Annotated in this window: 28 protein-coding genes and 1 riboswitch; of the genes, 14 read left to right on the plus strand and 14 right to left on the minus strand. The window is 69.8% G+C overall.

Going from position 1 to position 25,400, the window contains the following annotated elements; translation table 11 throughout:
• Position 1: 1 nt before the first annotated feature.
• The gene (locus OO69_RS00065; protein ID WP_033278225.1) at positions 2 to 1,294 is read right to left on the minus strand and encodes an adenosylmethionine--8-amino-7-oxononanoate transaminase; all 1,293 of its coding nucleotides are present in this window, start codon (positions 1,292 to 1,294) and stop codon (positions 2 to 4) included.
• Positions 1,287 to 2,489 carry a biotin synthase BioB gene (gene bioB, locus OO69_RS00070; protein WP_033278226.1) on the minus strand — a complete coding sequence of 401 codons (1,203 nt, stop codon included), beginning with the start codon at positions 2,487 to 2,489 and terminating at the stop codon, positions 1,287 to 1,289. Before bioB ends, OO69_RS00065 begins: the two co-directional genes overlap by 8 nt.
• A gap of 146 nt (positions 2,490 to 2,635) precedes the next feature.
• Between bioB and OO69_RS00075 the strand changes: the two genes are divergently transcribed.
• The gene (locus OO69_RS00075; RefSeq protein ID WP_033278227.1) at positions 2,636 to 3,763 is read left to right on the plus strand and encodes an 8-amino-7-oxononanoate synthase; all 1,128 of its coding nucleotides are present in this window, start codon (positions 2,636 to 2,638) and stop codon (positions 3,761 to 3,763) included.
• Between the two features lie 44 nt (positions 3,764 to 3,807).
• Here OO69_RS00075 and OO69_RS49865 read toward each other — a convergent pair whose 3' ends face one another.
• Both OO69_RS49865 and OO69_RS00080 read right to left on the minus strand, forming a co-directional pair.
• On the minus strand, positions 3,808 to 4,032 hold the full coding sequence (locus OO69_RS49865; RefSeq protein ID WP_078652236.1) for a DUF397 domain-containing protein: 225 nt from the start codon (positions 4,030 to 4,032) through the stop codon (positions 3,808 to 3,810).
• Between the two features lie 9 nt (positions 4,033 to 4,041).
• A complete protein-coding gene (locus tag OO69_RS00080) occupies positions 4,042 to 4,911 on the minus strand; it encodes a helix-turn-helix domain-containing protein (RefSeq protein ID WP_033278228.1) in 870 nt (289 codons plus the stop codon).
• A 212-nt stretch (positions 4,912 to 5,123) separates the two neighbouring features.
• Between OO69_RS00080 and OO69_RS00085 the strand changes: the two genes are divergently transcribed.
• On the plus strand, positions 5,124 to 5,582 hold the full coding sequence (locus OO69_RS00085; RefSeq protein ID WP_033278229.1) for an ATP-binding protein: 459 nt from the start codon (positions 5,124 to 5,126) through the stop codon (positions 5,580 to 5,582).
• Positions 5,583 to 5,666: 84 nt separating this feature from the next.
• Here the strand turns inward: OO69_RS00085 and OO69_RS00090 are convergent, their stop codons facing one another.
• From OO69_RS00090 to OO69_RS00100, 3 genes are all read right to left on the minus strand, one after another.
• Positions 5,667 to 6,140: a C40 family peptidase gene (locus tag OO69_RS00090; RefSeq protein WP_033278230.1), complete on the minus strand. Its 474-nt coding sequence runs from the start codon at positions 6,138 to 6,140 to the stop codon at positions 5,667 to 5,669.
• Positions 6,141 to 6,143: 3 nt separating this feature from the next.
• Positions 6,144 to 6,323: riboswitch (cyclic di-AMP (ydaO/yuaA leader) on the minus strand.
• Between the two features lie 339 nt (positions 6,324 to 6,662).
• The gene (locus OO69_RS00095) at positions 6,663 to 6,971 is read right to left on the minus strand and encodes a hypothetical protein (RefSeq protein ID WP_033278231.1); all 309 of its coding nucleotides are present in this window, start codon (positions 6,969 to 6,971) and stop codon (positions 6,663 to 6,665) included.
• A 7-nt stretch (positions 6,972 to 6,978) separates the two neighbouring features.
• Positions 6,979 to 7,614: an ATP-dependent Clp protease proteolytic subunit gene (locus OO69_RS00100; RefSeq protein WP_033278232.1), complete on the minus strand. Its 636-nt coding sequence runs from the start codon at positions 7,612 to 7,614 to the stop codon at positions 6,979 to 6,981.
• Between the two features lie 91 nt (positions 7,615 to 7,705).
• Here OO69_RS00100 and OO69_RS00105 point away from each other — a divergent pair, with 91 nt between their 5' ends.
• From OO69_RS00105 to OO69_RS00140, 8 genes are all read left to right on the plus strand, one after another.
• Complete coding sequence (locus tag OO69_RS00105) at positions 7,706 to 7,984, plus strand: type II toxin-antitoxin system Phd/YefM family antitoxin (RefSeq protein WP_033278233.1); 279 nt, start codon at positions 7,706 to 7,708, stop codon at positions 7,982 to 7,984.
• A gap of 288 nt (positions 7,985 to 8,272) precedes the next feature.
• On the plus strand, positions 8,273 to 8,575 hold the full coding sequence (locus tag OO69_RS00110) for an urease subunit gamma (protein WP_019059531.1): 303 nt from the start codon (positions 8,273 to 8,275) through the stop codon (positions 8,573 to 8,575).
• A gap of 9 nt (positions 8,576 to 8,584) precedes the next feature.
• Positions 8,585 to 8,896: an urease subunit beta gene (locus OO69_RS00115; RefSeq protein ID WP_033278234.1), complete on the plus strand. Its 312-nt coding sequence runs from the start codon at positions 8,585 to 8,587 to the stop codon at positions 8,894 to 8,896.
• Positions 8,889 to 10,610, plus strand: coding sequence for an urease subunit alpha (locus OO69_RS00120; RefSeq protein WP_033278235.1), 1,722 nt, complete (start codon positions 8,889 to 8,891; stop codon positions 10,608 to 10,610). Before OO69_RS00115 ends, OO69_RS00120 begins: the two co-directional genes overlap by 8 nt.
• Before the next feature lie 35 nt (positions 10,611 to 10,645).
• A complete protein-coding gene (locus OO69_RS00125) occupies positions 10,646 to 11,320 on the plus strand; it encodes an urease accessory protein UreF (RefSeq protein WP_033278236.1) in 675 nt (224 codons plus the stop codon).
• A 498-nt stretch (positions 11,321 to 11,818) separates the two neighbouring features.
• The gene (ureG, locus tag OO69_RS00130; RefSeq protein WP_033278237.1) at positions 11,819 to 12,496 is read left to right on the plus strand and encodes an urease accessory protein UreG; all 678 of its coding nucleotides are present in this window, start codon (positions 11,819 to 11,821) and stop codon (positions 12,494 to 12,496) included.
• A complete protein-coding gene (locus OO69_RS00135) occupies positions 12,484 to 13,251 on the plus strand; it encodes an urease accessory protein UreD (RefSeq protein WP_033278238.1) in 768 nt (255 codons plus the stop codon). Before ureG ends, OO69_RS00135 begins: the two co-directional genes overlap by 13 nt.
• Positions 13,252 to 13,415: 164 nt before the next feature.
• Positions 13,416 to 14,996 (plus strand): alpha/beta hydrolase, encoded by a 1,581-nt coding sequence (locus OO69_RS00140; RefSeq protein WP_033278239.1) that lies wholly within the window; start codon positions 13,416 to 13,418, stop codon positions 14,994 to 14,996.
• Between the two features lie 64 nt (positions 14,997 to 15,060).
• On the opposite strand, the gene OO69_RS00145 is transcribed toward OO69_RS00140, so the two are convergent.
• The 4 genes from OO69_RS00145 to OO69_RS00160 all read right to left on the minus strand — a co-directional run bounded on the left by OO69_RS00145 (position 15,061) and on the right by OO69_RS00160 (position 20,541).
• Positions 15,061 to 15,780, minus strand: a complete 720-nt coding sequence (locus OO69_RS00145) for a lysophospholipid acyltransferase family protein (RefSeq protein WP_033278240.1) — start codon at positions 15,778 to 15,780, stop codon at positions 15,061 to 15,063.
• Between the two features lie 203 nt (positions 15,781 to 15,983).
• Positions 15,984 to 17,861, minus strand: a complete 1,878-nt coding sequence (locus OO69_RS00150) for a phospholipase C (RefSeq protein WP_033278241.1) — start codon at positions 17,859 to 17,861, stop codon at positions 15,984 to 15,986.
• A gap of 173 nt (positions 17,862 to 18,034) precedes the next feature.
• Complete coding sequence (gene efeB / locus OO69_RS00155) at positions 18,035 to 19,252, minus strand: iron uptake transporter deferrochelatase/peroxidase subunit (protein WP_033278242.1); 1,218 nt, start codon at positions 19,250 to 19,252, stop codon at positions 18,035 to 18,037.
• Positions 19,249 to 20,541 carry an EfeM/EfeO family lipoprotein gene (locus tag OO69_RS00160; protein ID WP_033278243.1) on the minus strand — a complete coding sequence of 431 codons (1,293 nt, stop codon included), beginning with the start codon at positions 20,539 to 20,541 and terminating at the stop codon, positions 19,249 to 19,251. The genes efeB and OO69_RS00160 overlap by 4 nt, the downstream gene beginning before the upstream one ends.
• 278 nt (positions 20,542 to 20,819) lie before the next feature.
• On the opposite strand from OO69_RS00160, the gene OO69_RS00165 reads away from it, so the two are divergent.
• The gene (locus OO69_RS00165) at positions 20,820 to 21,038 is read left to right on the plus strand and encodes a hypothetical protein (RefSeq protein WP_158713341.1); all 219 of its coding nucleotides are present in this window, start codon (positions 20,820 to 20,822) and stop codon (positions 21,036 to 21,038) included.
• Between the two features lie 88 nt (positions 21,039 to 21,126).
• The gene (locus OO69_RS00170; RefSeq protein WP_051800695.1) at positions 21,127 to 21,366 is read left to right on the plus strand and encodes a hypothetical protein; all 240 of its coding nucleotides are present in this window, start codon (positions 21,127 to 21,129) and stop codon (positions 21,364 to 21,366) included.
• A gap of 177 nt (positions 21,367 to 21,543) precedes the next feature.
• Here OO69_RS00170 and rocD read toward each other — a convergent pair whose 3' ends face one another.
• From rocD to OO69_RS00185, 3 genes are all read right to left on the minus strand, one after another.
• Entirely contained in the window at positions 21,544 to 22,770 is a 1,227-nt protein-coding gene (gene rocD / locus OO69_RS00175) for an ornithine--oxo-acid transaminase (protein WP_033278245.1), read from the minus strand.
• Positions 22,767 to 23,579 carry a dimethylargininase gene (ddaH, locus tag OO69_RS00180; protein ID WP_033278246.1) on the minus strand — a complete coding sequence of 271 codons (813 nt, stop codon included), beginning with the start codon at positions 23,577 to 23,579 and terminating at the stop codon, positions 22,767 to 22,769. Before ddaH ends, rocD begins: the two co-directional genes overlap by 4 nt.
• A 123-nt stretch (positions 23,580 to 23,702) precedes the next feature.
• Complete coding sequence (locus OO69_RS00185) at positions 23,703 to 24,206, minus strand: Lrp/AsnC family transcriptional regulator (RefSeq protein ID WP_033278247.1); 504 nt, start codon at positions 24,204 to 24,206, stop codon at positions 23,703 to 23,705.
• A 77-nt stretch (positions 24,207 to 24,283) separates the two neighbouring features.
• Here OO69_RS00185 and OO69_RS00190 point away from each other — a divergent pair, with 77 nt between their 5' ends.
• Together OO69_RS00190 and OO69_RS00195 are read left to right on the plus strand one after the other, a co-directional pair.
• Positions 24,284 to 25,033, plus strand: a complete 750-nt coding sequence (locus OO69_RS00190) for a LytR/AlgR family response regulator transcription factor (protein WP_033278248.1) — start codon at positions 24,284 to 24,286, stop codon at positions 25,031 to 25,033.
• 2 nt (positions 25,034 to 25,035) lie between these two features.
• On the plus strand, positions 25,036 to 25,395 hold the full coding sequence (locus tag OO69_RS00195) for a hypothetical protein (protein WP_033278249.1): 360 nt from the start codon (positions 25,036 to 25,038) through the stop codon (positions 25,393 to 25,395).
• The last annotated feature ends 5 nt before the right edge of the window (positions 25,396 to 25,400 follow it).

Genomic DNA, 25,400 nt, shown 5'->3' on the forward strand with positions numbered 1-25,400 from the left:
GTCATCCCTCCTGTGCCGCCGCGCACACCGCGCGGGTGATCCGCGCGAGGTCGGCGTCGCCCGTGACGTACGGCGGCATCGTGTAGACGAGGTCGCGGAACGGCCGTAGCCAGACGCCCTCGCGTACGGCCGCGTCCGTCGCGGCCTTCATGTCGATGGCGTGGTCGAGCTGGACCACGCCGATGGCGCCGAGGACGCGGACGTCCTGGACGCCGGGGATCTCCCGCGCCGGGGCCAGGCCCTCCCGCAGGCCCGTCTCGATGCGCTTGACCTCCGTCAACCAGTCCTGGTTCAGGAGGAGTTCGAGCGACGCGCAGGCCACGGCGGCCGCGAGCGGGTTGCCCATGAAGGTCGGGCCGTGGGCCAGGACCGGTACCTCGCCCTGCGAGATGCCCTCGGCCACGCGTGACGTGCACAGGCTCGCCGCCATCGTCAGGTAGCCGCCGGTCAGCGCCTTGCCCACGCACATCACGTCCGGGGTCACCGCTGCGTGCTCCGCTGCGAACAGCGCGCCCGTGCGGCCGAAACCCGTCGCGATCTCGTCGAACACCAGCAGCACGTCATGCGCGTCGCACGCCTCGCGCAGCACGCGCAGATACGCGGGGGAGTGGAACCGCATCCCGCCCGCGCCCTGTACCACCGGCTCCACGATCACCGCGGCCAGCTCGTGCGCGTGCCGGCCGATCAGCTCGCGCAGATGATCGGCGTACGACTCCTCGTACTCGGTCGGCGGCGCGTCCGCGAAGACCTGGCGCGGGAGCACGCCCGACCACAGCTCGTGCATCCCGCCCTCGGGGTCGCACACCGACATCGGCTGCCAGGTGTCGCCGTGGTAGCCGCCGCGCCAGGTCAGCAGGCGCTGTTTCGCGGGGCGGCCGAGTGAGCGCCAGTACTGGAGGCACATCTTCACCGCCACCTCGACCGACACGGAGCCCGAATCGGCGAGGAAGACGTGTTCCAGGCCGTCCGGAGACATGTCGACAAGGAGCTTCGCCAGCCGTACGGCGGGCTCGTGCGTGAGCCCGCCGAACATCACGTGGCTCATCCGGCCGAGCTGCTCCCGCGCGGCCTCGTTGAGCACGGGGTGGTTGTAGCCGTGGATCGCCGACCACCAGGACGACATCCCGTCGACCAACTCGCCCCCGCCGTCCGCCAGTCGGAGCCGCACCCCGCTCGCCGACTCCACGACGAGCGGGTCGACCCGGCCGGGCATCGGACCGTACGGATGCCAGACGTGCCGCCGGTCCAGTTCCAGCAGCTCCGGGACGGGCAGGCGGCCGTTCGGGTCAGGCATTGGGCGCGATGTCCGTTCCGGCACCTCGACGGCGTACGGAGACCAGGTCACGGCGCAGCTCGTCCACCTGCGGCACGGGGGCGGACGTAGAGGCGGCAGCGGGGGCGGAACCGCAGACTCCGGCGCCCTCGTGCCCGCCGCAGCCACCACCGCACCCGGCGTCCTCGTGCGAGCCGCAGCCGCCCGCCGTCGCCCGGTGCTGCGGCAGTGTCACCTCGCCCGCGCCCTCCACCTCGAAGCCCGCGTCCGCGATCATCTCCAGGTCGGCGTGGCCGGCCTGGCCCTCGCTGGTGAGGTAGTCGCCGAGGAAGATCGAGTTGGCGAGGTTCAGGGCGAGGGGCTGCATCGTGCGCAGGTGGACCTCGCGGCCGCCCGCGATGCGGACCTCGACGTCCGGGCAGACGAAGCGGACCATCGCGAGGATGCGCAGACAGCGCTGCGGGGTGAGGTGCCAGTCGGCCTCGAGCGGGGTGCCCTCCATCGGGATCAGGAAGTTCACCGGTACCGAGTCGGGGTCGAGATCGCGGAGGGAGAAGACGACGTCGACCAGGTCCTCGTCCGTCTCGCCCATGCCGGCGATGAGGCCCGAGCAGGCGGACAGGCCGGCCGCGTGCGCCTTCTGCACGGTGTCGACGCGGTCGGCGTACGTGTGGGTGGTCGTGATGTCGCCGTACGTCGACTCGGACGTGTTGAGGTTGTGGTTGTAGGCGTCGGCGCCGGCCTCGCGCAGCCGGTCCGCCTGGCCGTCGGAGAGCAGGCCGAGGCAGGCGCACACCTCGACGCCCTCGTTCTGGTCCTTGATCGCCTTGATGGTGCCCGCGACCCGGTCCACGTCCCGGTCGGTCGGACCCCGGCCGGAGGCGACCAGGCAGACGCGCTTGGCGCCTCCCGCCACACCGGCCGCCGCGGCCTTCGAGGCAGCGTCGGGTTTCAGCCACGTGTACTTCAGGATCTCGGCCTTGGAGCCGAGCCGCTGCGAGCAGTACGAGCAGTCCTCGGGGCACAGGCCGGACTTCAGGTTGACGAGGTAGTTGAGCTTCACCCGTCGGCCGAACCAGTGCCGGCGCACCTTTCCGGCCGCGGCCACGACATCCAGCAGGTCGTCGTCCGAGGTGGCGAGGACGGCGAGAGCTTCCGCGCGGGTCGGCAGCTCGCGCCGAAGCCCCTTGTCCACGAGCGTGTTCAGCAGGTCCATGAGGCCCGATCCTGTCCTACGGGACCGCTTGCGGCCAAGGAGAGAATGCACAAGACATGGCCTCGGGCATGTGGGTATCACCACACCATGGGCGGCCGGTCGTCCGATTAGTGTCTGTGCACTGCCTACAAAAGCCCGGAGGAACCATGGCGTTCGGCTGGATCGACGAGCAGGCGGAGCAGCGCCGCCGCGCCGGGCTCGTACGGACCCTGCGCCCCCGTCCCGCCGACTCGCCGCTCCTCGATCTCGCGAGCAACGACTACCTGGGTCTGGCCCATCATCCCGAGGTCGTCGAGGGCGCTGCCGATGCCGCGCGGACCTGGGGCGGGGGGTCGACCGGGTCGCGGCTCGTCACCGGTACGACGGAGCTGCATGCCCAACTGGAGCGTGAACTGGCCGAGTTCTGCGGGTTCGAAGCCGCCCTCGTCTTCTCCTCCGGGTACGCGGCCAACCTCGCCGCGGTCACCACGCTCGCGCCGCACGGCTCGCTGATCGTCTCCGACGCGGGCAACCACGCCTCCCTCATCGACGGCTGCCGACTGGCGCGGGGTGCGACCCAGGTCGTAGGCCACGCCGATCCGGACGGGGTGCGCAAGGCGCTGCGGACGCACGACGGGCAGGCCGTGGTCGTGTCCGACTCGGTGTTCTCCGTGGACGGGGACGCGGCGCCGGTGGAGGCGCTCGCCGAGGCGTGCCGGGAGTTCGGGGCGGGGCTGCTGCTCGACGACGCGCACGGGCTCGGGGTGCTGGGCGACGGGGGGCGCGGGGCGCCGTACGCGGCGGGGCTCGCGGGGCGTGAGGACGTGGTCGTGACCGTGACCCTGTCCAAGTCGCTCGGCAGTCAGGGCGGTGCCGTGCTCGGGCCCGCGCGGGTGATCGACCATCTGGTCAACGCGGCGCGGACGTTCATCTTCGACACGGGACTGGCGCCGGCGGCGGCGGGCGCGGCGCTGGCCGCGCTCACCCTGCTGCGGCGCGAGCCCGAGCGGGCTGCCCGGGCTCGCGCCGTGGCGGGTGATCTGCACACGCGGCTGACCGCCGCGGGTCTGGAAGCGGTACGTCCGGACGCCGCGGTGGTCTCGGTGCGTGCGCCGTCCCCGGAGGCGGCCGTGCAATGGGCGGCCGACTGCCGTACGGCAGGGCTGGCCGTGGGCTGCTTCCGTCCTCCTTCCGTGCCCGACGGCATCTCACGGCTCAGGCTGACCGCCCGAGCGGACCTCTCCGGGGCCGAGATCGAACGCGCTGTACGTGTGATCGGCGAGACGCGACCATGAGTCGGCGTGACACGGTCGTGCGTCGCTGATGACGGGGGAACCGATCAGTGGAACGCGCTGAGGAAACCCGTCCAGCTCTCGGGGGAGAACAGCAGGGCGGGTCCTTGCGGGTCCTTCGAGTCGCGTACGGCGAGCAGCCCCGTGCGGGGGCCTGAGCGCGGACGAGCCGCCTCGACGCAGTTGTTCGCTCCCGTGCTGTAGCTGCTGCGCAGCCACCGCACACCGGACAGTTCAGAACTGGAAGGTACGTTCCGAGGCAGTGCAGACATGGTGCCTCCTTACGCGCCGTCACGTATCCCGGCGATGTAATCCGACGAATCCTCGGGCGAAAGGGCGTGGAACTGAAGGGTGTTGAAGGCCTCGGTGTAGGCCTCTAGGTCTTCTTTCCGTTCGAGGTAGAGGCTACTCGTCAAGTGGTCTAGAACAACCACGTCCAGATCAGAAGTGCTCGGAAAGGAGAAGATAACGAAAGGCCCGGTGATGCCGATGTGTGCTCCTGCGGCGAACGGCAGTACCTGAAGCCTGACTTGGGGCAGCTTGGCCGCCTCCACGAGCCGGTCCAGCTGACGCGCCATCACCCCCGGCCCGCCGACCTCCCGCCGCAGCACCGCCTCGTCGAGGACCACGCTCAGCTCCAGCGGCGGATCCGCGCGGAGCACGTCCTGCCGGGCCAACCGCACCTGAACCAGGGCGTCGAGCCGCTCGGGGCCGTCGTTGTCGAGGCCTCCCACGGCGGCCCGGGTCACCGCGCGGGCGTACTCGGGCGTCTGCAGCAGGCCGGGGACCACCGAGGTCTCCAGGGTGCGGAGCGTGCTGGCCTGTGATTCCAGGCTGATGAAGTCCCGGTAGGCGGGCGGCAGTACACCGCGATAGGCGTGCCACCAGTGGTGCCGGCCGCCGCCGTCGTCGGAGCCGGCCAACACGAGGAGCATGTCCCGAAGTTGTGGGTCACCGACCTGGTAGGCGTCCAGGAGTAACCGGACGTCGGGTGGTTTCACGCCACTCGCGCCGGTCTCGATGCGGCTCACCTTCGACTGGTGCCAGCCGACCAGCCGGGCCGCCTCACCGCTGGTGAGCCCCGCCTCCGCACGCAACGCGCGGAGTTCGGCGCCCAGTTTCCGGCGGCGCACCGCGGGACCGTACTGCATGGGTTTCTCCTTACTCCTTCCGAGCCGCCCAAATACGGTCTGGGGTCGCAGAGTTCACCGCTTCGAGCGACAGATATATGCATATCTTGGTGGATCGCCACCGTTACCGACGCGGTAATGGCAGTCTGGCGAAGAAGCACCAGTCCGGGACCGTACTCGAACCATCCGCTCCGTGTCGGACACCGGTCCCGCGGGAAAGGGACGACCGCGCCATGGCAGACCATCTGGAAGCATCCGTCACTCTGCCGAGCGATCCCGCCTCGGTCTCCACCGCCCGCACCTATGTCGTCGGGACCCTGGTGGAATGGGGGCTCGCGGCGGACACGGAGGTCGCCGACACCATCCGCCTGATCGTCTCCGAACTCGCCACCAACGCCGTACAGCACACCTTCGGGCAGTCACCCACCTTCACGGTGGACATCGAGCTGGAGCGTGACGAACGGCTGCGCATCGGGGTCACCGACAGCCATCCCCGGTTCCCCAAACGCCTGCCGGCCGCCGTCCAGCAGGACAACGGCCGGGGCATGGTGATCATCCGCTGGCTGACCGCGGAGTGCGGCGGCAAACTCAAGGTCCGGCCCACCCTGGAGGGCGGCAAGACGGTCTCCATCGAGGTGCCCTGGACGGTACCGGCCCGGCCGGTGACCGCCGCGGGCCAGCAGGAGCCGTAGAACAGCCTGGTGAACGTCCCTGGACACCCGAGGGGGTGGCGGCCTGTCAGGTGGCCGCCACCCCCTCGGGAGATTCGGACGGGACTAGCTGACCCGGCCGTACCAGACGCTCTTGGTCCAGATCTTCTGCAGTCTCACCACGTCCCCGGTCTTCGGGGCGTGCCAGATCTTTCCCTTGCCGGCGTAGATGCCGACGTGGTAGACGCTGGAGCCCGAGTGGAAGAAGACGAGGTCCCCGGCCTTGCGGCTCTTGGCCGAGATGTGGTGGGTCTTGTTGTACTGCTGGGCCGCCGTACGGGGCAGTTTCTTGCCTGCCTTCTTGTACGAGTACAGCGTGAGCCCGGAGCAGTCGAAGCGGCCCGGTCCGGTGGCCCCGTACCTGTACGGCGCGCCCTTCTTGGACGCCGCGACCTGGAGTGCCTTCGTCGCGGGTGTCGCGGCCGCGGCGTCGGATGCGACGCCCGGTATCACGACGGAACCGCCAACGGCGGCGATGGCGAAGGCCGAGGCCGTACCGGCCCTGACCATCAGCGACGGGACACGATTGAGCGCAGTCATGCGCAACCCTTCGTCAGCCGCCTGTGAAGGATGACCTGTCGGATTCGGGCTGGCGAAGTTGCCCGGCCGCTGACGCGGCTTCACCCCAAGGGCTGCTCGACCCGGTCATGGCGTGACCGTCCCGGCGACCCGTCGTGCTTGGGTCCTCCACTCCTGCCGATGCAATCCTGTCGACCTGTCATCCGGGCGGCGGCAGGACTCGGCGTCCGCCCGGATCGCCCCGCCGCTGCGGCGGGGTCTTGTCGTCAGACAGGGATCTTCACCTATGAATGTCCGAAAAGCCCAACGGAACCGGGGATTTGTGGGGTTACTCACCACTCACCCGTTCGGCTGAACGCAACGGTGTTCGAGGGAGTGTCGAGGGGGGTGTGACGCTCGGACCAGCACCGGAACACCTCACCCGGCCCTCGGGCTACGCGTGTTGCGCAACCCGGACGGCCGTATGGGCGGAGTCGCGACTACGCCGATCGGGGGTACGTCGTTCGGCTCGTTTCGACGTCGTCCGGGACAGCTTTACGTCCGTCAACTGTCCGAGGGTGCGGGCAGGGTGACGCGCGCCGTGCGGCGCTCCCCGTCCAGCACGCGCAGCGCCCGCGCCAGCGTGGGGGCGTGCAGTTCGCTCTCGCCCCGCTGGTGCATCAGCGCCAGCGCGTCCCGGAGCTCGGTGGCCTTCGCCACGAGCGCCTGAGCGGCCCTCAGACCACGGTACGTGTCACCGTTGTGCGCCGGGTTGATACGGCCCAGCAGGTCGGCCACATCCAGATAACGGTCGATCAACTCGCCCTCGGCGCGCGTCAGTGCGGGCAGCGGAGGCAGTTCCGGCGGCAGCATCGTCGGCTCACTCCCCGCCGTGCTCGGTGAGCGAGGTCTTCCGCGTGGTCACGATCCGGTCCACCAACCCGTATTCCAGGGCCTGTTGGGCATCCATGATGCGGTCCCGCTCGATGTCCGCGCTCACCTGCGCCACCGTCCGGCCCGTGTGCAGGGCCAGCAGTTCCTCCAGTTGGACCCGCGTACGCGCCAACTCCTCGGCCTGGATGGCGAGATCGCTCGCCTGACCCTGGATCGGCTCGGGGAAGGAGGGCTGGTGGAGCACCACCCGCGCACCCGGCAGCGCGGACCGCTTGCCCGGGGTGCCCGCCGCCAGCAGCAGCGCCGCGGAGGTGCCGGCCTGGCCCAGGCAGACCGTCTCCACGTCACACGTGACGAACCGCAACGTGTCGTAGATCGCCGACATCGCGGTGAACGATCCGCCGGGCGAGTTGATGTACAGCGAGATGTCGCGGTCCGGTGCCTGGTACTCGAGGTGCATGAACTGGGCCATCACGTCGTTCGCCGAGATGTCGTCGATGGGCGTCCCGAGAAAGACGATCCGCTCCTCCAGCAGCTTCGAGTACGGGTCCAGGGTCCGGTGGCCGGCGCTGGTGCGCTCGGTGAACTCGGGCAGGACGTGGCGGGCGGACGGTCGGGTCATGGCGTAGCCCCTCATTGACTGGCATCTACGGCATCCACTCTGGCTTGCTCTGTACAAAATGTACAGGACGTATGGAACGTATGATGGGGTCATGGCCTACGAGATTCCGGTGACGCAAGCCAGGGCTGAGCTCGCCGACCTGATCAACCGGGTGGTGTACGGCGCCGAGCGCGTCGTCGTGACACGGCACGGGAAGCCGCTCGTCGCCCTTGTCTCCGCCGCCGACCTGGAGCGATTGAACGAACTTGACCGGGCGGGTGAGGAGCGGGTGATCAGTGCCGTCTCCGCCGTGCGCGAGGTCGCGTCCGCTCCCCGCGAACACCAGCGGTTCGGCATCGCGGCCGAGCATCGGGGGTCCGGTCCCTCCTAGTCGAGCGGCCGCTCTACGTGCGTAGATGTGATTGTCCTGATCACAGCTCGGTTAACTTGCTTGAAACGCCGTCCAACTAGCCTGCCCATCCATGCCACCAGGGACTTTGCCCTGGGGGCTGAGCGGGTCCGGCGAAGTCCGCTGCGGTTCGACAGCGCCCCGAAGGGGGCGCGGGGAACTGCGCGACCAGCCACGACGGACCTGCGGACGACGTCCCGCACTCCGAGCGGAGCGTTTAGGCGGCAGCCGGACCCCGCACGGTCCGGAGCGAGGACTGTGAGGTGGGACGTGCAACTGACCCCGCACGAGCAAGAGAGGCTGCTGATCCATGTGGCGGCCGACGTGGCCGAGAAGCGCCGGGCCCGTGGTCTGAAGCTGAACCACCCCGAGGCGGTCGCCCTCATCACGTCGCACATCCTCGAAGGCGCCCGTGACGGCCGGACCGTCGCCGAGCTGATGTCCTCCGGGCGCAAGCTGCTCACCAGGGACGACGTCATGGTGGGCATCCCCGAGATGATCCACGACGTACAGGTCGAGGCGACCTTCCCGGACGGCACCAAGCTCGTCACCGTCCACGACCCGATCGTGTAGGAGGCCTCGATGATTCCCGGCGAGATCCTGTTCGCGGACGACCCGATCGTCTACAACGCGGGCCGCGAGGTCACTCGGATGACCGTCCTCAACGCCGCCGACCGGCCCGTCCAGGTCGGCTCCCACTACCACTTCGCCGAGGCCAACCCCGGCCTCGAATTCGACCGCGCCGCCGCGCGCGGGCAGCGGCTCAACGTCGCCGCCGGTACGGCCGTGCGCTTCGAGCCGGGCATCCCCGTCGACGTCGAACTCGTCCCCCTCACCGGCGCCCGGATCGTGCCCGGACTGCGCGGGGAGACCGGAGGTGCCCTCGATGCCTGAGATCTCCCGTGCCGCGTACGCGGACCTGTTCGGGCCGACCACCGGCGACCGCATCCGGCTCGCCGACACCGATCTGCTGATCGAGATCGAGGAGGACCGCAGCGGCGGTCCCGGACTCGCCGGTGACGAGGCCGTGTTCGGCGGCGGCAAGGTCATCCGCGAGTCGATGGGCCAGGCGCGTGCCTCCCGCGCGGAGGGCACCCCCGACACCGTCATCACCGGCGCCGTGATCGTCGACCACTGGGGCATCGTCAAGGCCGACGTCGGCATCCGCGACGGCCGCATCACCGGCATCGGCAAGGCCGGCAACCCCGACACCATGGACGGGATCCACCCCGACCTGGTGATCGGTCCCGAGACCGAGGTCATCGCGGGCAACGGACGCATCCTCACGGCCGGTGCCGTCGACGCGCACGTCCACTTCATCTGCCCGCAGATCGCCGACGAGGCGCTCTCCGCCGGTGTCACCACGCTGGTCGGCGGCGGCACCGGACCGGCCGAGGGCTCCAAGGCGACCACGGTCACCCCCGGCCCCTGGCATCTGGCCGGGATGATGGCGGCGATGGAGCAGTACCCGCTCAACATCGGCTTCCTCGGCAAGGGCAACACCGTCTCGCACGACGCGATGATGTCCCAGATCCGCGGAGGAGCGCTGGGACTGAAGCTGCACGAGGACTGGGGCTCGACTCCCGCCGTCATCGACGCCTCGCTCACCGTCGCCGACCGTACGGGCGTCCAAGTCGCCATCCACACCGACACGTTGAACGAGGCCGGGTTCGTCGGCGACACCCTCGCCGCGATCGCCGGACGCGGTATCCACGCGTACCACACCGAGGGTGCGGGCGGCGGGCACGCGCCGGACATCATGACCGTGGTCTCCGAGCCGCACGTGCTGCCCAGCTCCACCAACCCGACCCGGCCCTACACCGTCAACACCGCCGAGGAACACCTCGACATGCTGATGGTCTGCCACCACCTGAACCCGGCGGTCCCCGAGGACCTGGCCTTCGCCGAGTCCCGCATCCGTCCGTCGACGATCGGCGCGGAGGACATCCTCCACGACCTCGGCGCCATCTCGATCATCTCCTCCGACGCGCAGGCGATGGGGCGGGTCGGCGAGGTCATCATGCGGACCTGGCAGACGGCGCACGTGATGAAGCGGCGGCGGGGGGCGCTGCCCGGGGACGGGCGTGCGGACAACCGTCGGGTACGGCGCTACATCGCCAAGTACACGATCAACCCCGCCCTCGCGCAGGGTCTCGCCCGTGAGATCGGCTCCGTCGAGAGCGGCAAGCTCGCCGACCTCGTGCTGTGGGAACCGGCGTTCTTCGGGGTCAAGCCGCACCTCGTCATCAAGGGCGGACAGATCGCGTACGCGCAGATGGGCGACGCCAACGCGTCCATCCCGACGCCTCAACCCATCCTGCCGCGGCCGATGTTCGGGGCGATCGGGCGGGCACCGGCCGCCAACTCCTTCAACTTCGTCGCCCAGTTGGCGATCGAGGACGGGCTGCCCGAGCGGCTCGATCTCGGGAAGAAGTTCGTCGCGATCGAGTCGACGCGTGGGGTCACGAAGGCGGACATGCGCGAGAACGATGCCCGGCCTCGTGTCCAGGTCGATCCCGACAGTTTCGCCGTGCACATCGACGGGGAGCTGGTCGAGGCGACTCCGGCGGCCGAACTGCCCATGGCTCAGCGGTACTTCCTCTTCTGAGGAGGGGTTCTGATGAGCTGGGTGAGGTGGGTCTCATGAGCAGGGCGGCGCTACTCGTTCTCGCCGACGGGCGGTTTCCCGCCGGGGGGCATGCGCACTCCGGCGGGGCGGAGGCTGCCGTCAAGGCCGGGCGGGTCACCGGGGCCGTGAGCCTTGGTGAGTTCTGCCGGGGGCGGTTGCACACGGCTGGGCTTGTGTCCGCCTCGGTCGCTTCCGCCGCCGCGCTGGGAGTCGACCCGGTGGAGTTGGACCTTGCCGTGGATGCGCGGACTCCGTCGCCCGCGTTGCGGGTGGCCTCGCGGAAGTTGGGGCGGCAGTTGATGCGGGCGGCTCGGGCTACCTGGCCGTCCGCTGAACTCGACGCCCTGGCGCGGGAGTTCCCCAAGGGGGCGCATCAGCCTGTGGTGTTGGGGCTGGTGGCTCGGTCTGCTGGGCTGGGGGCGGAGGATGCGGCGTACTGCGCGGCCTACGAGAGCGTGAGTGGGCCGGCGTCCGCGACGGTGCGGTTGCTGAGTCTTGATCCGTTCGATGCTACGGCTGTGCTGGCCCGGTTGGCGCCGGAGTTGGACCTGGTTGCTGATCGGGCGGTGGAGGCGGGGCGGCGGGTTCTTGCCGAGGGGGTTGATGAACTGCCTTGTGCGGCGGCGCCGTTGCTGGAGATCGGGGGGGAGGGGCATGCGGCTTGGGCTGTGCGGTTGTTCGCGTCGTAGGTTTTTTCGCCCCCGCCGCCCCTACCCGTCCCATCCTCAGGGGCGCTGCCCCGTTCCACCCCGCCAGGGGGCTGCGCCCCCTGGACCCCCGATCGGCCTGAACGGCCTCGTCCTCAAACGCCGGACGGGCTGAAGTGGTGCCGGCCCCGGCTGACAAGGGGCCGGAGCCGCACAACGCCGTAGGAAGCAAGGTCCGAAGCCGCCAGGGTCCGAAGTCGAAGAGCCCCAAGCCGCAAGGCTCCGACGTTGCAAGATCCCGAAGCAGCAAGGTCCCGAAGCAGTAAGAACCTGAAGTCGAAGAGCCCGAAGCCGCAAGGCTCCGAAACTGCAAGAGCCTGAAGTCGACGAACCCGAAGCGGCAAGGTTCCGAAGCCGCCAGGACCCGAAGTTCGCAAGATCTCGACGCTGAAAGGCCCCGAAGCCGTGAGGCCCCGACGCCCCGAAGCCGAATTCGCCCGACACCACCAGGACCCGTAAGAAACCAGAAGGAGCCGCCCCATGCATCTCGACCACACCCACGACGGCCCCGCCGCCGTCAGTGCCGACGCTCACCGTCCCGACGGGACCCACCGTGCTCTGCGGATCGGGCTCGGTGGGCCTGTCGGGTCGGGGAAGACCGCTACCGTCGCCGCGCTCTGCCGGGCGCTGCGGGACGAGTTCTCCCTTGCTGTCGTGACCAACGACATCTACACCCGGGAGGACGCTGAGTTCCTGCTGCGGGAGGCTGTGTTGCCGCCCGAGCGGATCACCGCCGTGGAGACCGGGGCCTGTCCGCACACCGCTATTCGGGATGACATCTCCGCCAACCTCGAAGCCGTTGAGGATCTGGAGGACGAGGTCGGGCCCTTGGATCTCATCCTCGTCGAGTCGGGTGGGGACAATCTCACCGCCACCTTTTCCAAGGGGCTTGTCGACGCGCAGGTCTTTGTCATTGACGTGGCCGGTGGGGACGACATTCCGCGTAAGGGTGGGCCGGGGGTGACCACGGCCGATCTGCTGGTCGTCAACAAGACCGACCTCGCGCCCTATGTCGGGTCGGATCTCGGGAGGATGGCCGCCGACGCCAAGGCTCAGCGGGCCGAACTGCCTGTCGTCTTCCAGTCGTTGAGGAGCGAGGCTGGAGTGGGCGACGTCGCCGGCTGGGTGCGGGAGCGGCTTGCCGCGTGGACGGCGTGAACGTGACCGGGGTGCGGGCCACCGCGCGGATCGTGGCCCGGGAGGACGGGCGGGGCGGTACCGCGCTGCCCGTGCTGGAGGGGGACGGGCCGCTTGCGTTGCGGCGGACCCGGGGGAGCGGGGCCGAGGCTCAGGTCATGCTCGTGGGGGCCATGAGCGGGCCGCTCGGCGGGGATCATTTCGCTGTTGAGGCGGGTGTTGAGGCGGGGGCCCGGTTGCGGGTCGGGTCCGCCGCCGCCACCATCGCGCTGCCGGGGCAGGCGAAGGGGGAGTCCCGGTACGACGTTCGGCTCAGCGTCGCCGAGGACGGTGAACTGCACTGGTTGCCCGAGCAGTTGATCTCCGTGCGCGGTAGTGATCTGCGGGTTGCGACACGCGTCGATCTCGCCGAGTCCGCTCGGCTCGTGCTGCGTGAGGAGCAGGTGCTTGGGCGGGTCGGGGAGGAGCCCGGGCGGCTCACCAGTCGGCTCACGCTGCGCATCGGCGAACGGACCGTGCTTGATCAGGAGTTGGCCTGTGGGCCGGGGGCGCCGGGCGGCTGGGACGGGCCCGCCGTGCTCGGGGGGCATCGCGCTGTGGGGCAACTCGTCGTCGTACGGCCTGAGTTCACCCGGAAGCCAGTTGGCGCGCGCATGCTGGGGGAGTGTGCGAGCCTCGTGCCGCTCGCCGGGCCCGCCGTGCTGGTGAGTGCGATCGCCTCCGACGCGCTGCGGCTGCGGCGGGTGTTGGACGAGGCGTTGGCGTCGCTGGAGTGAGTATCCGCTGAGCGGTACCGGTGTTTCCGCTTATCGGATTGGTAAAGAAGGTCAACCGCCTCTGTTCTCAGGTGGCTCACAGCCGCGAGGATCCTCCGAGACCATTTCGCAACGATGTACGGGGAGGGGCCCACTTGAGGCACAACAGACCGAAGAGCCGGGTGATGGCGTTCGGTTCGGCCGGATTCGCGGCGGCGGCACTGATAGCCGGTGCCGTGGTGGCACCCGCGGCCAACGCGCAGACCGGGCAGAGCGCGGGGTACGGGCAGGACCGTGCGGCCGCCCAGGGCGCCGCCCTCACCGCCGCCCGCGCCGCCAAGGCCGGGATCAACTGGCAGGACTGCCCCGCCGATTGGGCGCTGGCCAAGCCGGTCCAGTGCGGGTGGGTCACCGTGCCGATCGACTACACCAAGCCGAACGGCAAGAAGATCAAGCTCGCCGTCGACCGCGCCGTCAGCACCGGCACGAAGGCGGAGCGCCAGGGCGCGCTCGTCTACAACCCCGGCGGTCCGGGCGGCTCCGGGCTGCGCTTCCCGCTCCGGGTCACCACCAAGAACCCGCTGTGGGTCAACACGTCCAAGGCGTACGACTTCGTGGGCTTCGACCCGCGCGGTGTCGGCCACTCGGCGCCCATCTCCTGCATCGACCCGCAGGAGTTCGTGAAGGCGCCCAAGGCGGACCCGGTACCGGACTCCACCGCCGACAAGAACGCGCAGCGCAAGCTGGCCCGTGAGTACGCCGACGGCTGTGCCAAGCGCACCGGCCGCACCATGCTCGCGCAGATGACCACGCCGAACACCGCGCGCGACCTCGACGTCATCCGCGCCGCCCTCGGCGAGAAGAAGCTCAACTACCTGGGCGTCTCCTACGGCACCTACCTCGGCGCCGTCTACGGCACCCTGTTCCCGTCCCACCTCCGCCGCATGATCGTCGACAGCGTCGTCAACCCGGCGCAGGACAACATCTGGTACGAGGCCAACCTGGGCCAGGACGTCGCCTTCGAGGGCCGCTGGAAGGACTGGGAGGACTGGGTCGCGAAGAACGACGCGGCCTTCCACCTCGGCACCACGCGCGCCGCCGTCCAGGCCAAGTGGCTCGAACTGCGCGCCACCGCCAAGAAGAACCCGCTCGGCGGGGTCGTCGGTCCGGCCGAGCTGCTCGGCTTCTTCCAGGGCGCCCCGTACTACGACTCCTCGTGGGTGCCGGTCGCCACCGCGTTCAGCAAGTACGTCGCCGGTGACCCCCAGCCGCTCATCGCCGCGGCCTCGCCCGACCTGTCGGACACCGCGGGCAACATCTCCTCGGAGAACGGCAACGCCGTCTACACGGCCGTCGAGTGCACCGACGCCAAGTGGCCCACCAGCTGGGCGAAGTGGGACAAGGACAACACGGCGCTCAACAAGAAGTACCCGTTCCTGACCTGGTCCAACGCCTGGATGAACCTGCCGTGCGCCACCTGGCCGGTCAAGCAGCAGTCCCCGGTCAAGGTCAAGACCGGCAAGGGTCTGCCGCCCGTCCTCATCGTGCAGTCCCAGCGTGACGCCGCGACGCCTTACGAGGGCGCGGTCGTCCTGCACAAGAGCTTCAAGGGTTCCCGTCTCATCACCGAGAAGGACGCCGGTTCGCACGGTGTGACCGGTCTGGTCAATCCCTGCATCAACTCCCGTGTCGACGCCTACCTGTTGACCGGCAAGCTGGACGCCGCCGACTTCACGTGCACCCCGCACGCGACCCCGGTGCCGTAAGCAGCAGTAGTCGTACGTGACGAGGGGCGGCCGGTTCTGAACCGGCCGCCCCTCCTCGTTCACGTCAACTCAGCGGCAGGCGGGGGAACTTGCGTTCCTTCGCCGCGGCCGCCTCCTCCGCCTTCGCGACCGCCGCGTACTGGTCGACGTACTCCTGCTCGGAGAGCATGAGGATCGCGTACATGATCTCGTCGGTGATGGCGCGGAGGATCGCCTTCTCGTTCTCCATGCCTTCGTAGCGGGAGAAGTCGAGAGGCTTGCCGAAGCGGATCGTCACGGGGTGGATCTTGGGGATGACCTTGCCGGGCGGCTGGGCCTCGAAGGTGCCGATCATCGCGCAGGGGATGACCGGGACTTGGGCCTTCAGCGCCATGACCGCCACGCCGACCTTGCCCTTGTAGAGGCGGCCGTCGTGGGAGCGGGTGCCCTCGGGGTAGATGCCGAGCAGCTCGTCCTTGCTCAGGACGCCGAGGCCCTCGCGGATCGCCGCCTGGCCCGCCTCCTTGCCGGAGCGGTCGACCGGGATCTGGCCCGCGCTGCGGAAGAACGTCGCGGTGAGGCGGCCGCGGATGCCGGGGCCGGTGAAGTACTCGGCCTTGGCGAGGAAGGTGATGCGGCGCTTGAGGACCGCCGGCATCAGGAAGTGGTCGGCGAACGAGAGGTGGTTGCCGGCGATGATCGCCGGGCCCTCCTCCGGTATGTGGTCCAGGCCCTCGATCCGGGGGCGGAAGACCAGTCTGAGCAAAGGCCCCAGAATGACGTATTTCAGGAGGTAGTAGAACAAGGGGGGTCGCTCCTCACTCCGGCGGGTCGGCTCGACCGACCTGTTCTCGCAGGTCACCCGGTACCTCGTGAGCTGTCAGTGTAGGGGCAGGCGCCGTCCCGGGGAACCGGGGCGATCAGGTCGCCGACGACACGACCGAGGGCGGCGAGGAGATCGTCCTCGCCGCCCTCGGTGCGGGCCAACCGGCCCCGGTTCACGGTGACTTACAGGGCCGCGCTCCGCGTCCTGCGGCGGTACACGGCGAACGCCGTGGTCGCTCCCACCGCCGTGAGCAGACCGGCGCCGATCGCGACCGGCAGAGCCGTGGAGGAGTCGGTACTGGCGGCGACGTTCTGCGCCTTCAGGTCCTGGACGTACGCCGGGTACGGGGCCTTCGTGGCCGTCGACGAGGTCTGCGTGTAGTGCGGGATGCGCTTGACCGACTTCACCGAACCGTTCGAGTTCAGCAGCACCTGCTTGTTGTTGGGGTGCCGGAAGTCGAACATGCCGCCCAGGGTGCCCGCCCGCTGGTCGAAGGACGCGTCACCGATGCGGCCGGTGTGCCAGTTGTCCTCGATGAACTGCGTGATCGACGCCTGCTCGGTGGCGGTGTGGTCGATCTTGTTGACCTTGCTGTACGGCGAGATGACGAGCAGCGGCTGCCGGGTGCCGGGACCGCAGCGGTCCGCGTAACCGCCCTTGGCGGCCGGACCCGCCTGGCAGGCCGGGCTGTCCGTGGCCTTGCCGTTGGAGCCGACCGTCGAGTCCTTCGAGCCGTTCAGGACCTTCGAGGAGACGTGGTCGTACCAGCCGTCGGAGTCGTCGTAGGCGAGCACGACCGCCGTCGACTTCCACTCGGGCGACTTCTGAAGGGCGTTGATCTCCTTGATCAGGAAGTTCTGCTCGTCGGCCGGGTCCGAGTAACCGGCGTGTCCGTCCTGGTACTCGGCCGCCTTCAGGAAGCTCACCGCGGGAAGGCTGTCGGCCTTGAGCGCGGCGTCGAAGTCGGTCAGGTCGTAGTTGTGGTTCGCCCGGCCGTTGTGCCCGATCTCGGCGACCGACTTCGGCGCCAAGTGGTGCGGGTTCGCCGTCGACTTGTAGTACTCGAACGGCTCGTGGTGCGCGCTGTAGTCCTCGGAGGCGGCGCCGCCGACATTGGTGTGGGTGGTGCCGGCGCACTTGGCGTAGTCACCGCTCTTGCCGTCCCACGCGGTGCTGGGCCGGAAGCCGCCCTGGAACCAACCCCAGCTCACGTTCTTGGAGTTGAGCAGGTCGCCGATGTTCTTGCCCTGCATCTCCGCGAGCGCGCTGGTCGAGGTGTGGTCCTTGTCCGAGCAGTCGTCGAAGGCCGGGTCGGGGTCGTTGATGACCGTGCCGACACCCTTGGCGTTCGGGGAGACCACGGCGTACGAGTCCGGGGTCGTCGTCTGCTTCGGGTTCTCGGTGCCCGAGGCCGGGTCGACGGAGATCACGCCGTGCGTCTGACCCGATATCAGGTTCAGCGCGCCGGGCGTCGAGGGACCGAAGTTGGAGCTGAACGAGTGGTCGTTGAGGGCGTACTGCTGGGCGTAGTTCCACATGCCCGTGACGGTGTTGCCGTCGTAGTAGTCCATCACCAGACCGGGCTCACCGAAGAGGCCGGTGCACTTGTTGACCTCGGTGTTCTCGACGTACTTGTCGGCCTTGCCGCCGTCGGCCGCGTACTGCTCGGGACCGTAGGAGTGGTTCTGGTCGCAGGTCATCACCTGCGAACTGCTCAGCCGCGTGGGCGTGTAGAGGTTCGGGTTCTTCTTCAGCAGCCCGGCGTTGAGCAGGTTGTCGGCCTTCGGCGTGTGCGCCGCCGCCTTGAACTTGGTGCCGTCGGTGTTCGCGGCCTGGGGGTAGGTGGCGAAGTAGTGGTCGAACGAGATGTTCTCGTCGTAGATCACGACCACGTGCTTGATCGGCGTCGACGTGTGCGTGCTGCCCGAGGGCTGGTGGCCGTGCGAGGCCGCCGACGCGGGGACCGCCCCGCCCGCGGTGGCCAGGGCCGCGGCGCCGAGCAGGGCGCCCACCCGCGTCAACCGGCGCCGTGCACCGGGGTTACTTCCTTTGCCGATCATGCTGTCTCGCCTTCCGGGAGCAGTGGTTCTGCTGCCACACCGTCCATGGCCGTGGCACCTACCGCCGTAGCCTGGGCAATGGTGACGGCGGGGCGGGGGAGCGGCAATGACGTGGGAGCGAACGCCCGGTCAGGAAATTCTCATGGTCTGTTGGCCTGTTCTTGACCCTGCTCTCAGGTCAGCAGGGAGCGGCCCAGCCAGTCGGACCCGTCCCGCACACCGGGCAGCGCGAAGAAGTACCCGCCGCCGTACGGCGAGATGTAGTCGACCAGCGGTTCACCGGCCAGCCGCTTCTGCACATTCTCGAACTGCCGGGCCAGGTCCTGCTGGTAGCAGCAGAACAGCAGACCCATGTCGAGGTTGCCGTTGCTGTCCATGCCCCGGTCGTAGTTGTAGCCCCGGCGCAGGATGCGCTGATCGGCACTCTGCGTGGAGCGCGGGTTGGCCAGCCGGATGTGGCTGTCGAGCGGGATCACATCGCCCTGCGGGTCCTGCGCGAAGTTGGGCGTGTCCTTCTCGTGGTGCCCGTCCAGGGGGGCTCCGGTGTCCCGGGCGCGGCCGAACATCCGCTCCTGCTCGGTGATGGAGACCCGGTCCCAGAACTCCACCAACATCCGTATCAGCCGTACGACTTGATAGCTGCCGCCGGTCGCCCAGTCGGGCTCGCCACTGCTACTGCCCACCCACACAAGGTCGTTCATCGCGCGGGCGTCGGTCACCTCGGGGTTGGAGATGCCGTCCTTGAACCCCAGGTGGTTGCGCGGGGTGCCCGAGGGGCGCGGCGGACTGATGAACCCGTCGGTGCGCCACCGCACTTGGAGGCCGCCGCGGGTGTGCCGGGTGACATCGCGCAGCGCGTGCAGCACGGTGTCCGAACTGTCGGCGCAGAACTGCACGCTCAGATCGCCGTGACACCAGGCGGAGTTGAGATCGTCGTCCGGGAACGACGGCATCGTGGTCAGCCGGCGGGGCGTGAGCTTCGCCAGCCCGTAGCGGTCGTCGAAGAGCGAGGCCCCGACGCCGACGGTGACGCTCAGCCGGTCGGCGGGGAGGTCCGGGCCGAGGGTGCCCGAGTCGGAGGGCGGGGCGGTGATGCCCAGGTCCTCCGGGCTGCCGCCGGTGGTGAGGAAACGGGCCCGGTCGGTCAACGTCCGCAGCAGATCGGTGAGTTCGGAGCGGTCGGCGGCGGTGGTGTCGAAGGACACGAACGCGGTGGCGCGCTGGGCGGGGGTGACGATCCCGGCCTGATGGAGGCCATGGAAGGGCACGCTCGCGGAGGTCTCCCCCGCGGCTACGGCCGCACCGCGATCGGCGGCTACAAGACCCGCACCGGCCACGGCCGCCGCACTCGCCAGGAAACCCCGGCGGCCCACCTCGTTCACGCGCTTCACGCGGTCCTCCGTACGTCCGTGAGGGCGGCCACGTCGGCCAGCCGCTCCACCAGTCCACCGAGGTCGGCGTCGACCTTCTCCCTTTGCGGACGGGTGAGTTGGGTCAACGGCGTCCACTTCCCGGAGTGGTCGAGGCCGTCCAGGGTGTGCTGCGCCCGGTCCATCCAGTCGCCCAGTTCGGCGAACCCCGTGTCCCGCGTCTTCAACAGCGGGCGCAGATAACCGAGTAGTACGCGGGTGCCGTCGAGGTTGGCACGGGCGGTGGCCAGATTGGTCCCGCTGCCGTAGTCGGTGCGGCCGGTCAGCTCGAACTGCACGGTGTTCTCCAGGATCTCGTGCGCGCGCAGCCCGGTGTCGGCCGGATCCATCCGCTGGGAGGGCCAGCTGCTCTCCAACGCGTGCACGTCCTTGGCGAGTTGATCGGCGGGACCGCGCAGCCCGCTCGCCGACTCGCCGTGCCACAACCCGTACTCGACCCGGTGGAACCCGGTGAACCCGGCGTCGTGCACCCCGCCCGCGAGCCCTGCCGTGGTGCCGTTGATCGCCCCGTCGGAGTCGCCGAACGTGCCGTAGGCGGCGCCCATCCGCTCGTAGACGAGATGCGCGGGCAGCCAGGCCTTACGGGCGGCGGCGAGGTCGCCCCGATCGACGGCGGCACGCAACACGTCGGTCTTCTGGGCGAGTTCGACGGTCTGGCCCTGAATCCACTTCTGGTAGGCGAGCGTCGGCGGGATGAGTTCCTGCTGCGTGATGGGCACGGCGGCGGGCCCGCTCTTCACCTTCGAGCCGGTGATCCGCACGGTGGGCCCGGTCACGGCGTCCGCGTCGTCGGGCAGACACTTGAAGGCGTACGACCCGTTCCCCAAGGTCACCCCGAGCGGCCGGACGGTCCCCGGAGCCAGCCCCTCGACCTCGCCGTAGACGGCACCGGTCTGCACGTCGGTGAGATAGACCTCGGCGGCCGTGCTGGACGTGTTGTGCAGCTCGAAGACCTGGTGCCCGGCCTGCGGATGCGTCCAGCCACTCCCGCACCCGGAGGTCGCGACCTCGACGGTGGTGTGCGGGAGCCCGTCGGCGGCAGCGGCGGCCTTCCCGCCCGAGCCGGAGCCGCGGGCCGCGACCACTCCGGCTCCCACAGCCGCCACGACGACCAGGGCACCGGCCGCGAGCAGCGCGGTGCGGCGGCGGACGGTGCGGGGTTCGGGCGTGGGCGGGCTCAGTTCCGGGTCCGGTATCGGACCGGGCTCGGCCTGGGCATCGGCTTCGGCGCCGCGCGCGGTTTCGGGCACGCCGGGCCTCCAGTGGGGAGTCGTACGAAAGGTGGCGGTACCAGCGATCTTATGAGGGCGCCACGGCCCGCACCGCGTCCCTTGACCCGGTCCTGACCGGAGGGCGGGCGAGAATTCGCCCGGGGTTCACCGGACGTCCTGTGACGGCCACGGTGAGCTGCGCTGGCGTGCACGGTGGGCTACGGCGGGGCGGGGCGGGTCGACGTCGGTCGGGGTAGGGGGGAGCGGCGGTCGTATCGGTGGCGCGGGGGTTTCTGGTGGGAGTGGAGGAGGGCGCGATGGGACGGAGGCCGGCGCTGCTGCAAATGCGGGGCACGTGGTTCGCCGCGGTGCCCGTCGCCTTCGTCCTGGACCGGTCGGCCCGGAATCAGGACGTGGCCGGTGGAACGCGGCGGCGCCCGGCGAAGCAGCGGTACGACCACGCGTCGCCGTCGGCCCAAACGGGTGGCGGAGCCGGCGCCCGGGAACAACCCGGCCCCCTTCGGCGCTGCTCCTGATACCTCGCCGGGTACTCAGAGAAGGGTCGTGAAGGAGATGAATCGGTCAGGGCAGGAGCCGCTCCCGCCGTCAGGTGAAGCGCCGTTGGTGACCACGTGCGGCCGACAGGTCGCGGTGAAGCGACTGCTGTTGGCGATCCCGGAACGGCCGATCAGCCGGGTCACGTTGGACGTGGGCCCGGTCGTGCGCGGCGAGCCCGGACTCTGGGCCTCCCTCACCGTGGCCGAGGCCCGCGACCTGGCCCGCCGCCTCCTCGCCCAGGCCGCCCTGGCCGACAGCGGCACCGGCACGGGTACTCCCGCGGAGCACGGCGCGACGGGCAAGTAGCCTCTCCCGTCCGGGAGTTACCCGCGTCCGTGGGGGTGGGATGGTCGGGCCTCCGAGCGTCGATCCATCTCACCCCCCACACCTCACGCCCCGCGTCGGCACCTTCCTGCGGGCCTGGCCGGACCGACTCCCCACCCCCGTCCGTCGGTCCAGCCGGCCCCGACAACTCGCGAGGGCTCACGCCCCCTGCGTCAGCACCCTCTCCAACGAGCCGATCGCCGACCGGAGTTCATCCGCCGTAATGGTCAGCGGCGGCGCCAGTCGAATCGTCGAGCCGTGCGTGTCCTTGGCCAACACGCCCTCGCGCATGAGGCGTTCGCTGATCTCGCGCCCCGTGCCGATCGCCGGGTCGACGTCGACGCCCGCCCACAGGCCCCGCGCGCGGAAGCCGACCACACCCTTGCCGACCAGCTCGGTCAGGCCGTCCCGCAGGATCATGCCCAACTCCGTTGCCCTGCGCTGGAATTCACCGGTCTCCAGCAGCTCGACGACCGCCGTGCCGACCGCGGCGGCGAGCGGGTTGCCGCCGAACGTCGAACCGTGCTCGCCCGGGTGCAGTACCCGGAGCACCTCTCGGCGCGCGACGACCGCAGACACCGGCACGATCCCGCCGCCGAGCGCCTTGCCGAGCAGCAGGACGTCCGGGACGACACCCTCGTGCTCGACCGCGAGAGTGCGGCCCGTGCGGCCGAGGCCCGACTGGATCTCGTCCGCGATGAACAAGCAGCCCTTGCGGGTGGTGAGTTCACGCACACCGGCCAGATAACCCGCGTCCGGGATGATCACCCCGGCCTCGCCCTGAATGGGCTCGATCAGCACCGCCGCCGTGGTCTCGTCGACCGCCGCCTCCAGCGCCGCGAGGTCGTTGTACGGCACGATCCGGAAGCCCGGCGTGAAGGGACCGAAGCCCGCCCGCGCCGTCTCGTCGGTGGAGAAGCTGACGATCGTCGTGGTACGGCCGTGGAAGTTCTCCGCCGCGACGACGATGGTGGCCTTGTCGGAGGGGACGCCCTTCACGTCGTAGGCCCATTTGCGGGCCACCTTGATGCCGCTCTCGACCGCCTCCGCGCCGGTGTTCATCGGCAGCACCATGTCGAGCCCGGTCAACTCCGCGAGCCGCTCGGCGAATTCGGCGAGCTTGTCGTTGTGGAAGGCGCGGGAGGTGAGGGTGAGCTGGTCGAGCTGGCGGTGGGCGGCCTCGATCAACGCCGGGTGGCGGTGGCCGAAGTTGAGGGCCGAGTAGCCCGCGAGCATGTCGAGGTAGCGGCGGCCCTCGACGTCCTCCACCCAGGTGCCCTCGGCGCGGGCGACGACCACGGGCAGCGGGTGGTAGTTGTGCGCGAGGACCGGCTCCTCGGCGCGGATGAGGTCGGCGGACGTACGGGCGCTGGCGGGTGCGGTCATGAGCGGATCTCCTGGGTGCAGCACTTGATGCCGCCGCCGGCTTTGTGGAACTCCGACAGGTCGACGGGGACGGGGACGTAGCCGCGTTCGGCGAGGCGCGAGGCCAGCGCCTCGGCCTGGGGCGCGATGAAGACGTGCAGGCCGTCGGAGACGGAGTTGAGGCCGAACGTCATCGCGTCCTCGCGGGTGGCGAGCACCGCCTCCGGGTACAGCCGCGCGAGCACCTCGCGGCTGCCGGGCGAGAACGCCTCCGGGTAGTAGCAGACGTTGTCCTCGTCCAGGACGAACAGCGCCGTGTCGAGGTGGTAGAAGTACGGGTCCACCAGCGTCAGGCTGATCACCGGGACGCCGAAGAACTCCTGCACCTCGCGATGGGCCTCGCGGGTCGTACGGAAACCGGTGCCGGCCAGGACGTAACGGCCGGTCGGGATCAGGTCGCCCTCGCCCTCGCTCACGGACTCGGGGCGGTGGACGTCGTAGCCCGCGGCCTTGAACCACAGGTCGTAGTGGTCCGACTCGGGGCGCCGCTCCGGCGCGTGGAAGAGGGAGCCGAAGACGCGGCCGTCGACGACGACCGCCGAGTTCGCGGCGAAGACCATGTCCGGGAGACCGGCCACCGGCGCCACCGTGTCGACGGTGTGGCCGTGGGACCGGTAGGTGTCGATCAGCGTCCGCCACTGCTCCTGGGCGAGATCGACGTCCACCTGGGCATCGGGATGCATCCAGGGGTTGATCGCGTACTGCACGGCGAAGTGTCTGGGTTCGCAGACGAGAAAGCGCCGCCGGCGCCGCACACGGGTGTCGGGCACAGAGGGGTCCCTCCGCTTCCTGTGATGACGACTGGGGTTGACACCACGGTAGGAAACGACCTATACGCCCGACAAGCGATGAGCGCTGCGTGTCTACGCAGGAACGCTGCGTCTTTCGTGCCCTCAACGCACGTCTGATGCGTCTCCCGGCGCCGGATGGGTGGCGCCCGCTTCCGGGCTTTCCGGGAGGAGGTGGGACAGCACCATCACGCTGATCGTCTTCCGGATGAACGGCTCCTGCCGGATGCGCTCCAGGACCTCCTCGAAGTGGTCCACATCGGTCGCCCGCACATGCAGCAGCGCGTCCGCGCCACCGGTCACCGTCATCGCCGCGGTGATCTCCGGATGGTTGCGCACCACCTCCGCGAGCCGCCTGGGGGGCGCGGCGCCCTCGCAGTACACCTCCACGTACGCCTCCGTGCGCCAGCCGAGCGCGGACGGCTGCACCGTCGCCGTGAACCCGGTGATCACCCCCGTCTCCCGCAGCCGGTCCACGCGCCGCTTCACCGCCGTCGCGGACAGTCCGATCGCCGCGCCGATCTCGGCGAAGCTGGTCCTGGCGTTCGCCATCAACGCGGTGATGATCTTCCGGTCGAGTTCGTCGAACGGGGTGGTCCTGCTGTTCATGTCGGCACTGTATCCAGCGCGAACGTCCACGCCCGGTACATGTCCAGCCGTACGAATTACTCCTACACTCCACCTTCATGCTGCGCGCCCTCGCCGTCGACGACGAACGCCCCTCGCTGGAGGAGTTGCTCTACCTGCTCAACGCCGATCCACGCATCGGCAGCGCGGAGGGCGCGGGCGACGCGACCGAGGCGCTGCGCCGTATCAACAGGGCCCTGGAATCAGGCCCGGACGGCCCGGAGGCGATCGATGTCGTGTTCCTCGACATCCAGATGCCCGGCCTCGACGGGCTCGACATGGCACGGCTGTTGACGGGTTTCGCGCAGCCGCCGCTCGTCGTGTTCGTCACCGCGCACGAGGACTTCGCCGTACAGGCCTTCGATCTCAAGGCAGTTGACTATGTGCTGAAGCCCGTCCGCAAGGAACGGCTCGCGGAAGCGGTACGCCGGGCCGCCGAACTCGGCGGCTCCGCACCGCGGATACCCGTGCACGAACCCGACCCCGACCACATCGCCGTCGAACTCGGCGGTGTCACCCGGTTCGTGGCCGTCGACGACATCACCCACGTCGAGGCGCAGGGCGACTACGCCCGCCTGCACACCGACCGGGGCAGCCACCTCGTCCGCATCCCGGTGTCCACCCTGGAGGACCGCTGGCGCGCCCGGGGCTTCGTCCGCATCCACCGCCGCCACCTCGTCGCCCTGCGCCACATCGGCGAACTCCGCCTGGACGCGGGCACGGTGAGCGTCCTGGTCGGCGGCGAGGAACTCCAGGTCAGCCGCCGCCACACCCGCGAACTGCGGGACCTGCTGATGCGGAGGTCCTGACGATGCCTCAGGACCCCAGCGAACGCAGGGTAGTTGTCACCGGCCCGCCCCGCCGCACCCGCCGCGCCTCCGGCTACTCCCGCCCCCGCACCGAGATCGACGAACAGACCACCCTCGGCCACACCTACGTCCGCTCCCTCATGCGCACCCAACTCCGCGCCGCCCTCACGGTGTTCGCGGTCCTCGTCCTCCTGGTCGGCCCCCTGCCCCTCGTCTTCGCGGCGACCCCGGATTCCCACCGCCTCGAATGGCTGATCCTCGGCTTCTGCCTCTACGCCCCGCTCGTCCTCCTCGCCCTCTGGTACGTGCGCCGCGCCGAACGCAACGAACGCGACTTCGTCCGCCTCGTCGAGGACCGCTGAGCCGG

Origin of the sequence: Streptomyces sp. NRRL F-525 (assembly GCF_000716605.1) — a bacterium.
Taxonomy (GTDB): domain Bacteria; phylum Actinomycetota; class Actinomycetes; order Streptomycetales; family Streptomycetaceae; genus Streptomyces.

Bases quoted from the DNA above. Each gene is read 5' to 3' on its own strand.
- OO69_RS00065 (WP_033278225.1), bottom strand. From the start codon at position 1,294: ATGCCTGACCCGAACGGCCGCCTGCCCGTCCCGGAGCTGCTGGAACTG.
- bioB (WP_033278226.1), bottom strand. From the start codon at position 2,489: ATGGACCTGCTGAACACGCTCGTGGACAAGGGGCTTCGGCGCGAGCTG.
- OO69_RS00075 (WP_033278227.1), top strand. From the start codon at position 2,636: ATGGCGTTCGGCTGGATCGACGAGCAGGCGGAGCAGCGCCGCCGCGCC.
- OO69_RS49865 (WP_078652236.1), bottom strand. From the start codon at position 4,032: ATGTCTGCACTGCCTCGGAACGTACCTTCCAGTTCTGAACTGTCCGGT.
- OO69_RS00080 (WP_033278228.1), bottom strand. From the start codon at position 4,911: ATGCAGTACGGTCCCGCGGTGCGCCGCCGGAAACTGGGCGCCGAACTC.
- OO69_RS00085 (WP_033278229.1), top strand. From the start codon at position 5,124: ATGGCAGACCATCTGGAAGCATCCGTCACTCTGCCGAGCGATCCCGCC.
- OO69_RS00090 (WP_033278230.1), bottom strand. From the start codon at position 6,140: ATGACTGCGCTCAATCGTGTCCCGTCGCTGATGGTCAGGGCCGGTACG.
- OO69_RS00095 (WP_033278231.1), bottom strand. From the start codon at position 6,971: ATGCTGCCGCCGGAACTGCCTCCGCTGCCCGCACTGACGCGCGCCGAG.
- OO69_RS00100 (WP_033278232.1), bottom strand. From the start codon at position 7,614: ATGACCCGACCGTCCGCCCGCCACGTCCTGCCCGAGTTCACCGAGCGC.
- OO69_RS00105 (WP_033278233.1), top strand. From the start codon at position 7,706: ATGGCCTACGAGATTCCGGTGACGCAAGCCAGGGCTGAGCTCGCCGAC.
- OO69_RS00115 (WP_033278234.1), top strand. From the start codon at position 8,585: ATGATTCCCGGCGAGATCCTGTTCGCGGACGACCCGATCGTCTACAAC.
- OO69_RS00120 (WP_033278235.1), top strand. From the start codon at position 8,889: ATGCCTGAGATCTCCCGTGCCGCGTACGCGGACCTGTTCGGGCCGACC.
- OO69_RS00125 (WP_033278236.1), top strand. From the start codon at position 10,646: ATGAGCAGGGCGGCGCTACTCGTTCTCGCCGACGGGCGGTTTCCCGCC.
- ureG (WP_033278237.1), top strand. From the start codon at position 11,819: ATGCATCTCGACCACACCCACGACGGCCCCGCCGCCGTCAGTGCCGAC.
- OO69_RS00140 (WP_033278239.1), top strand. From the start codon at position 13,416: ATGGCGTTCGGTTCGGCCGGATTCGCGGCGGCGGCACTGATAGCCGGT.
- OO69_RS00150 (WP_033278241.1), bottom strand. From the start codon at position 17,861: ATGATCGGCAAAGGAAGTAACCCCGGTGCACGGCGCCGGTTGACGCGG.
- OO69_RS00165 (WP_158713341.1), top strand. From the start codon at position 20,820: ATGGGACGGAGGCCGGCGCTGCTGCAAATGCGGGGCACGTGGTTCGCC.
- rocD (WP_033278245.1), bottom strand. From the start codon at position 22,770: ATGACCGCACCCGCCAGCGCCCGTACGTCCGCCGACCTCATCCGCGCC.
- OO69_RS00185 (WP_033278247.1), bottom strand. From the start codon at position 24,206: ATGAACAGCAGGACCACCCCGTTCGACGAACTCGACCGGAAGATCATC.
- OO69_RS00190 (WP_033278248.1), top strand. From the start codon at position 24,284: ATGCTGCGCGCCCTCGCCGTCGACGACGAACGCCCCTCGCTGGAGGAG.
- OO69_RS00195 (WP_033278249.1), top strand. From the start codon at position 25,036: ATGCCTCAGGACCCCAGCGAACGCAGGGTAGTTGTCACCGGCCCGCCC.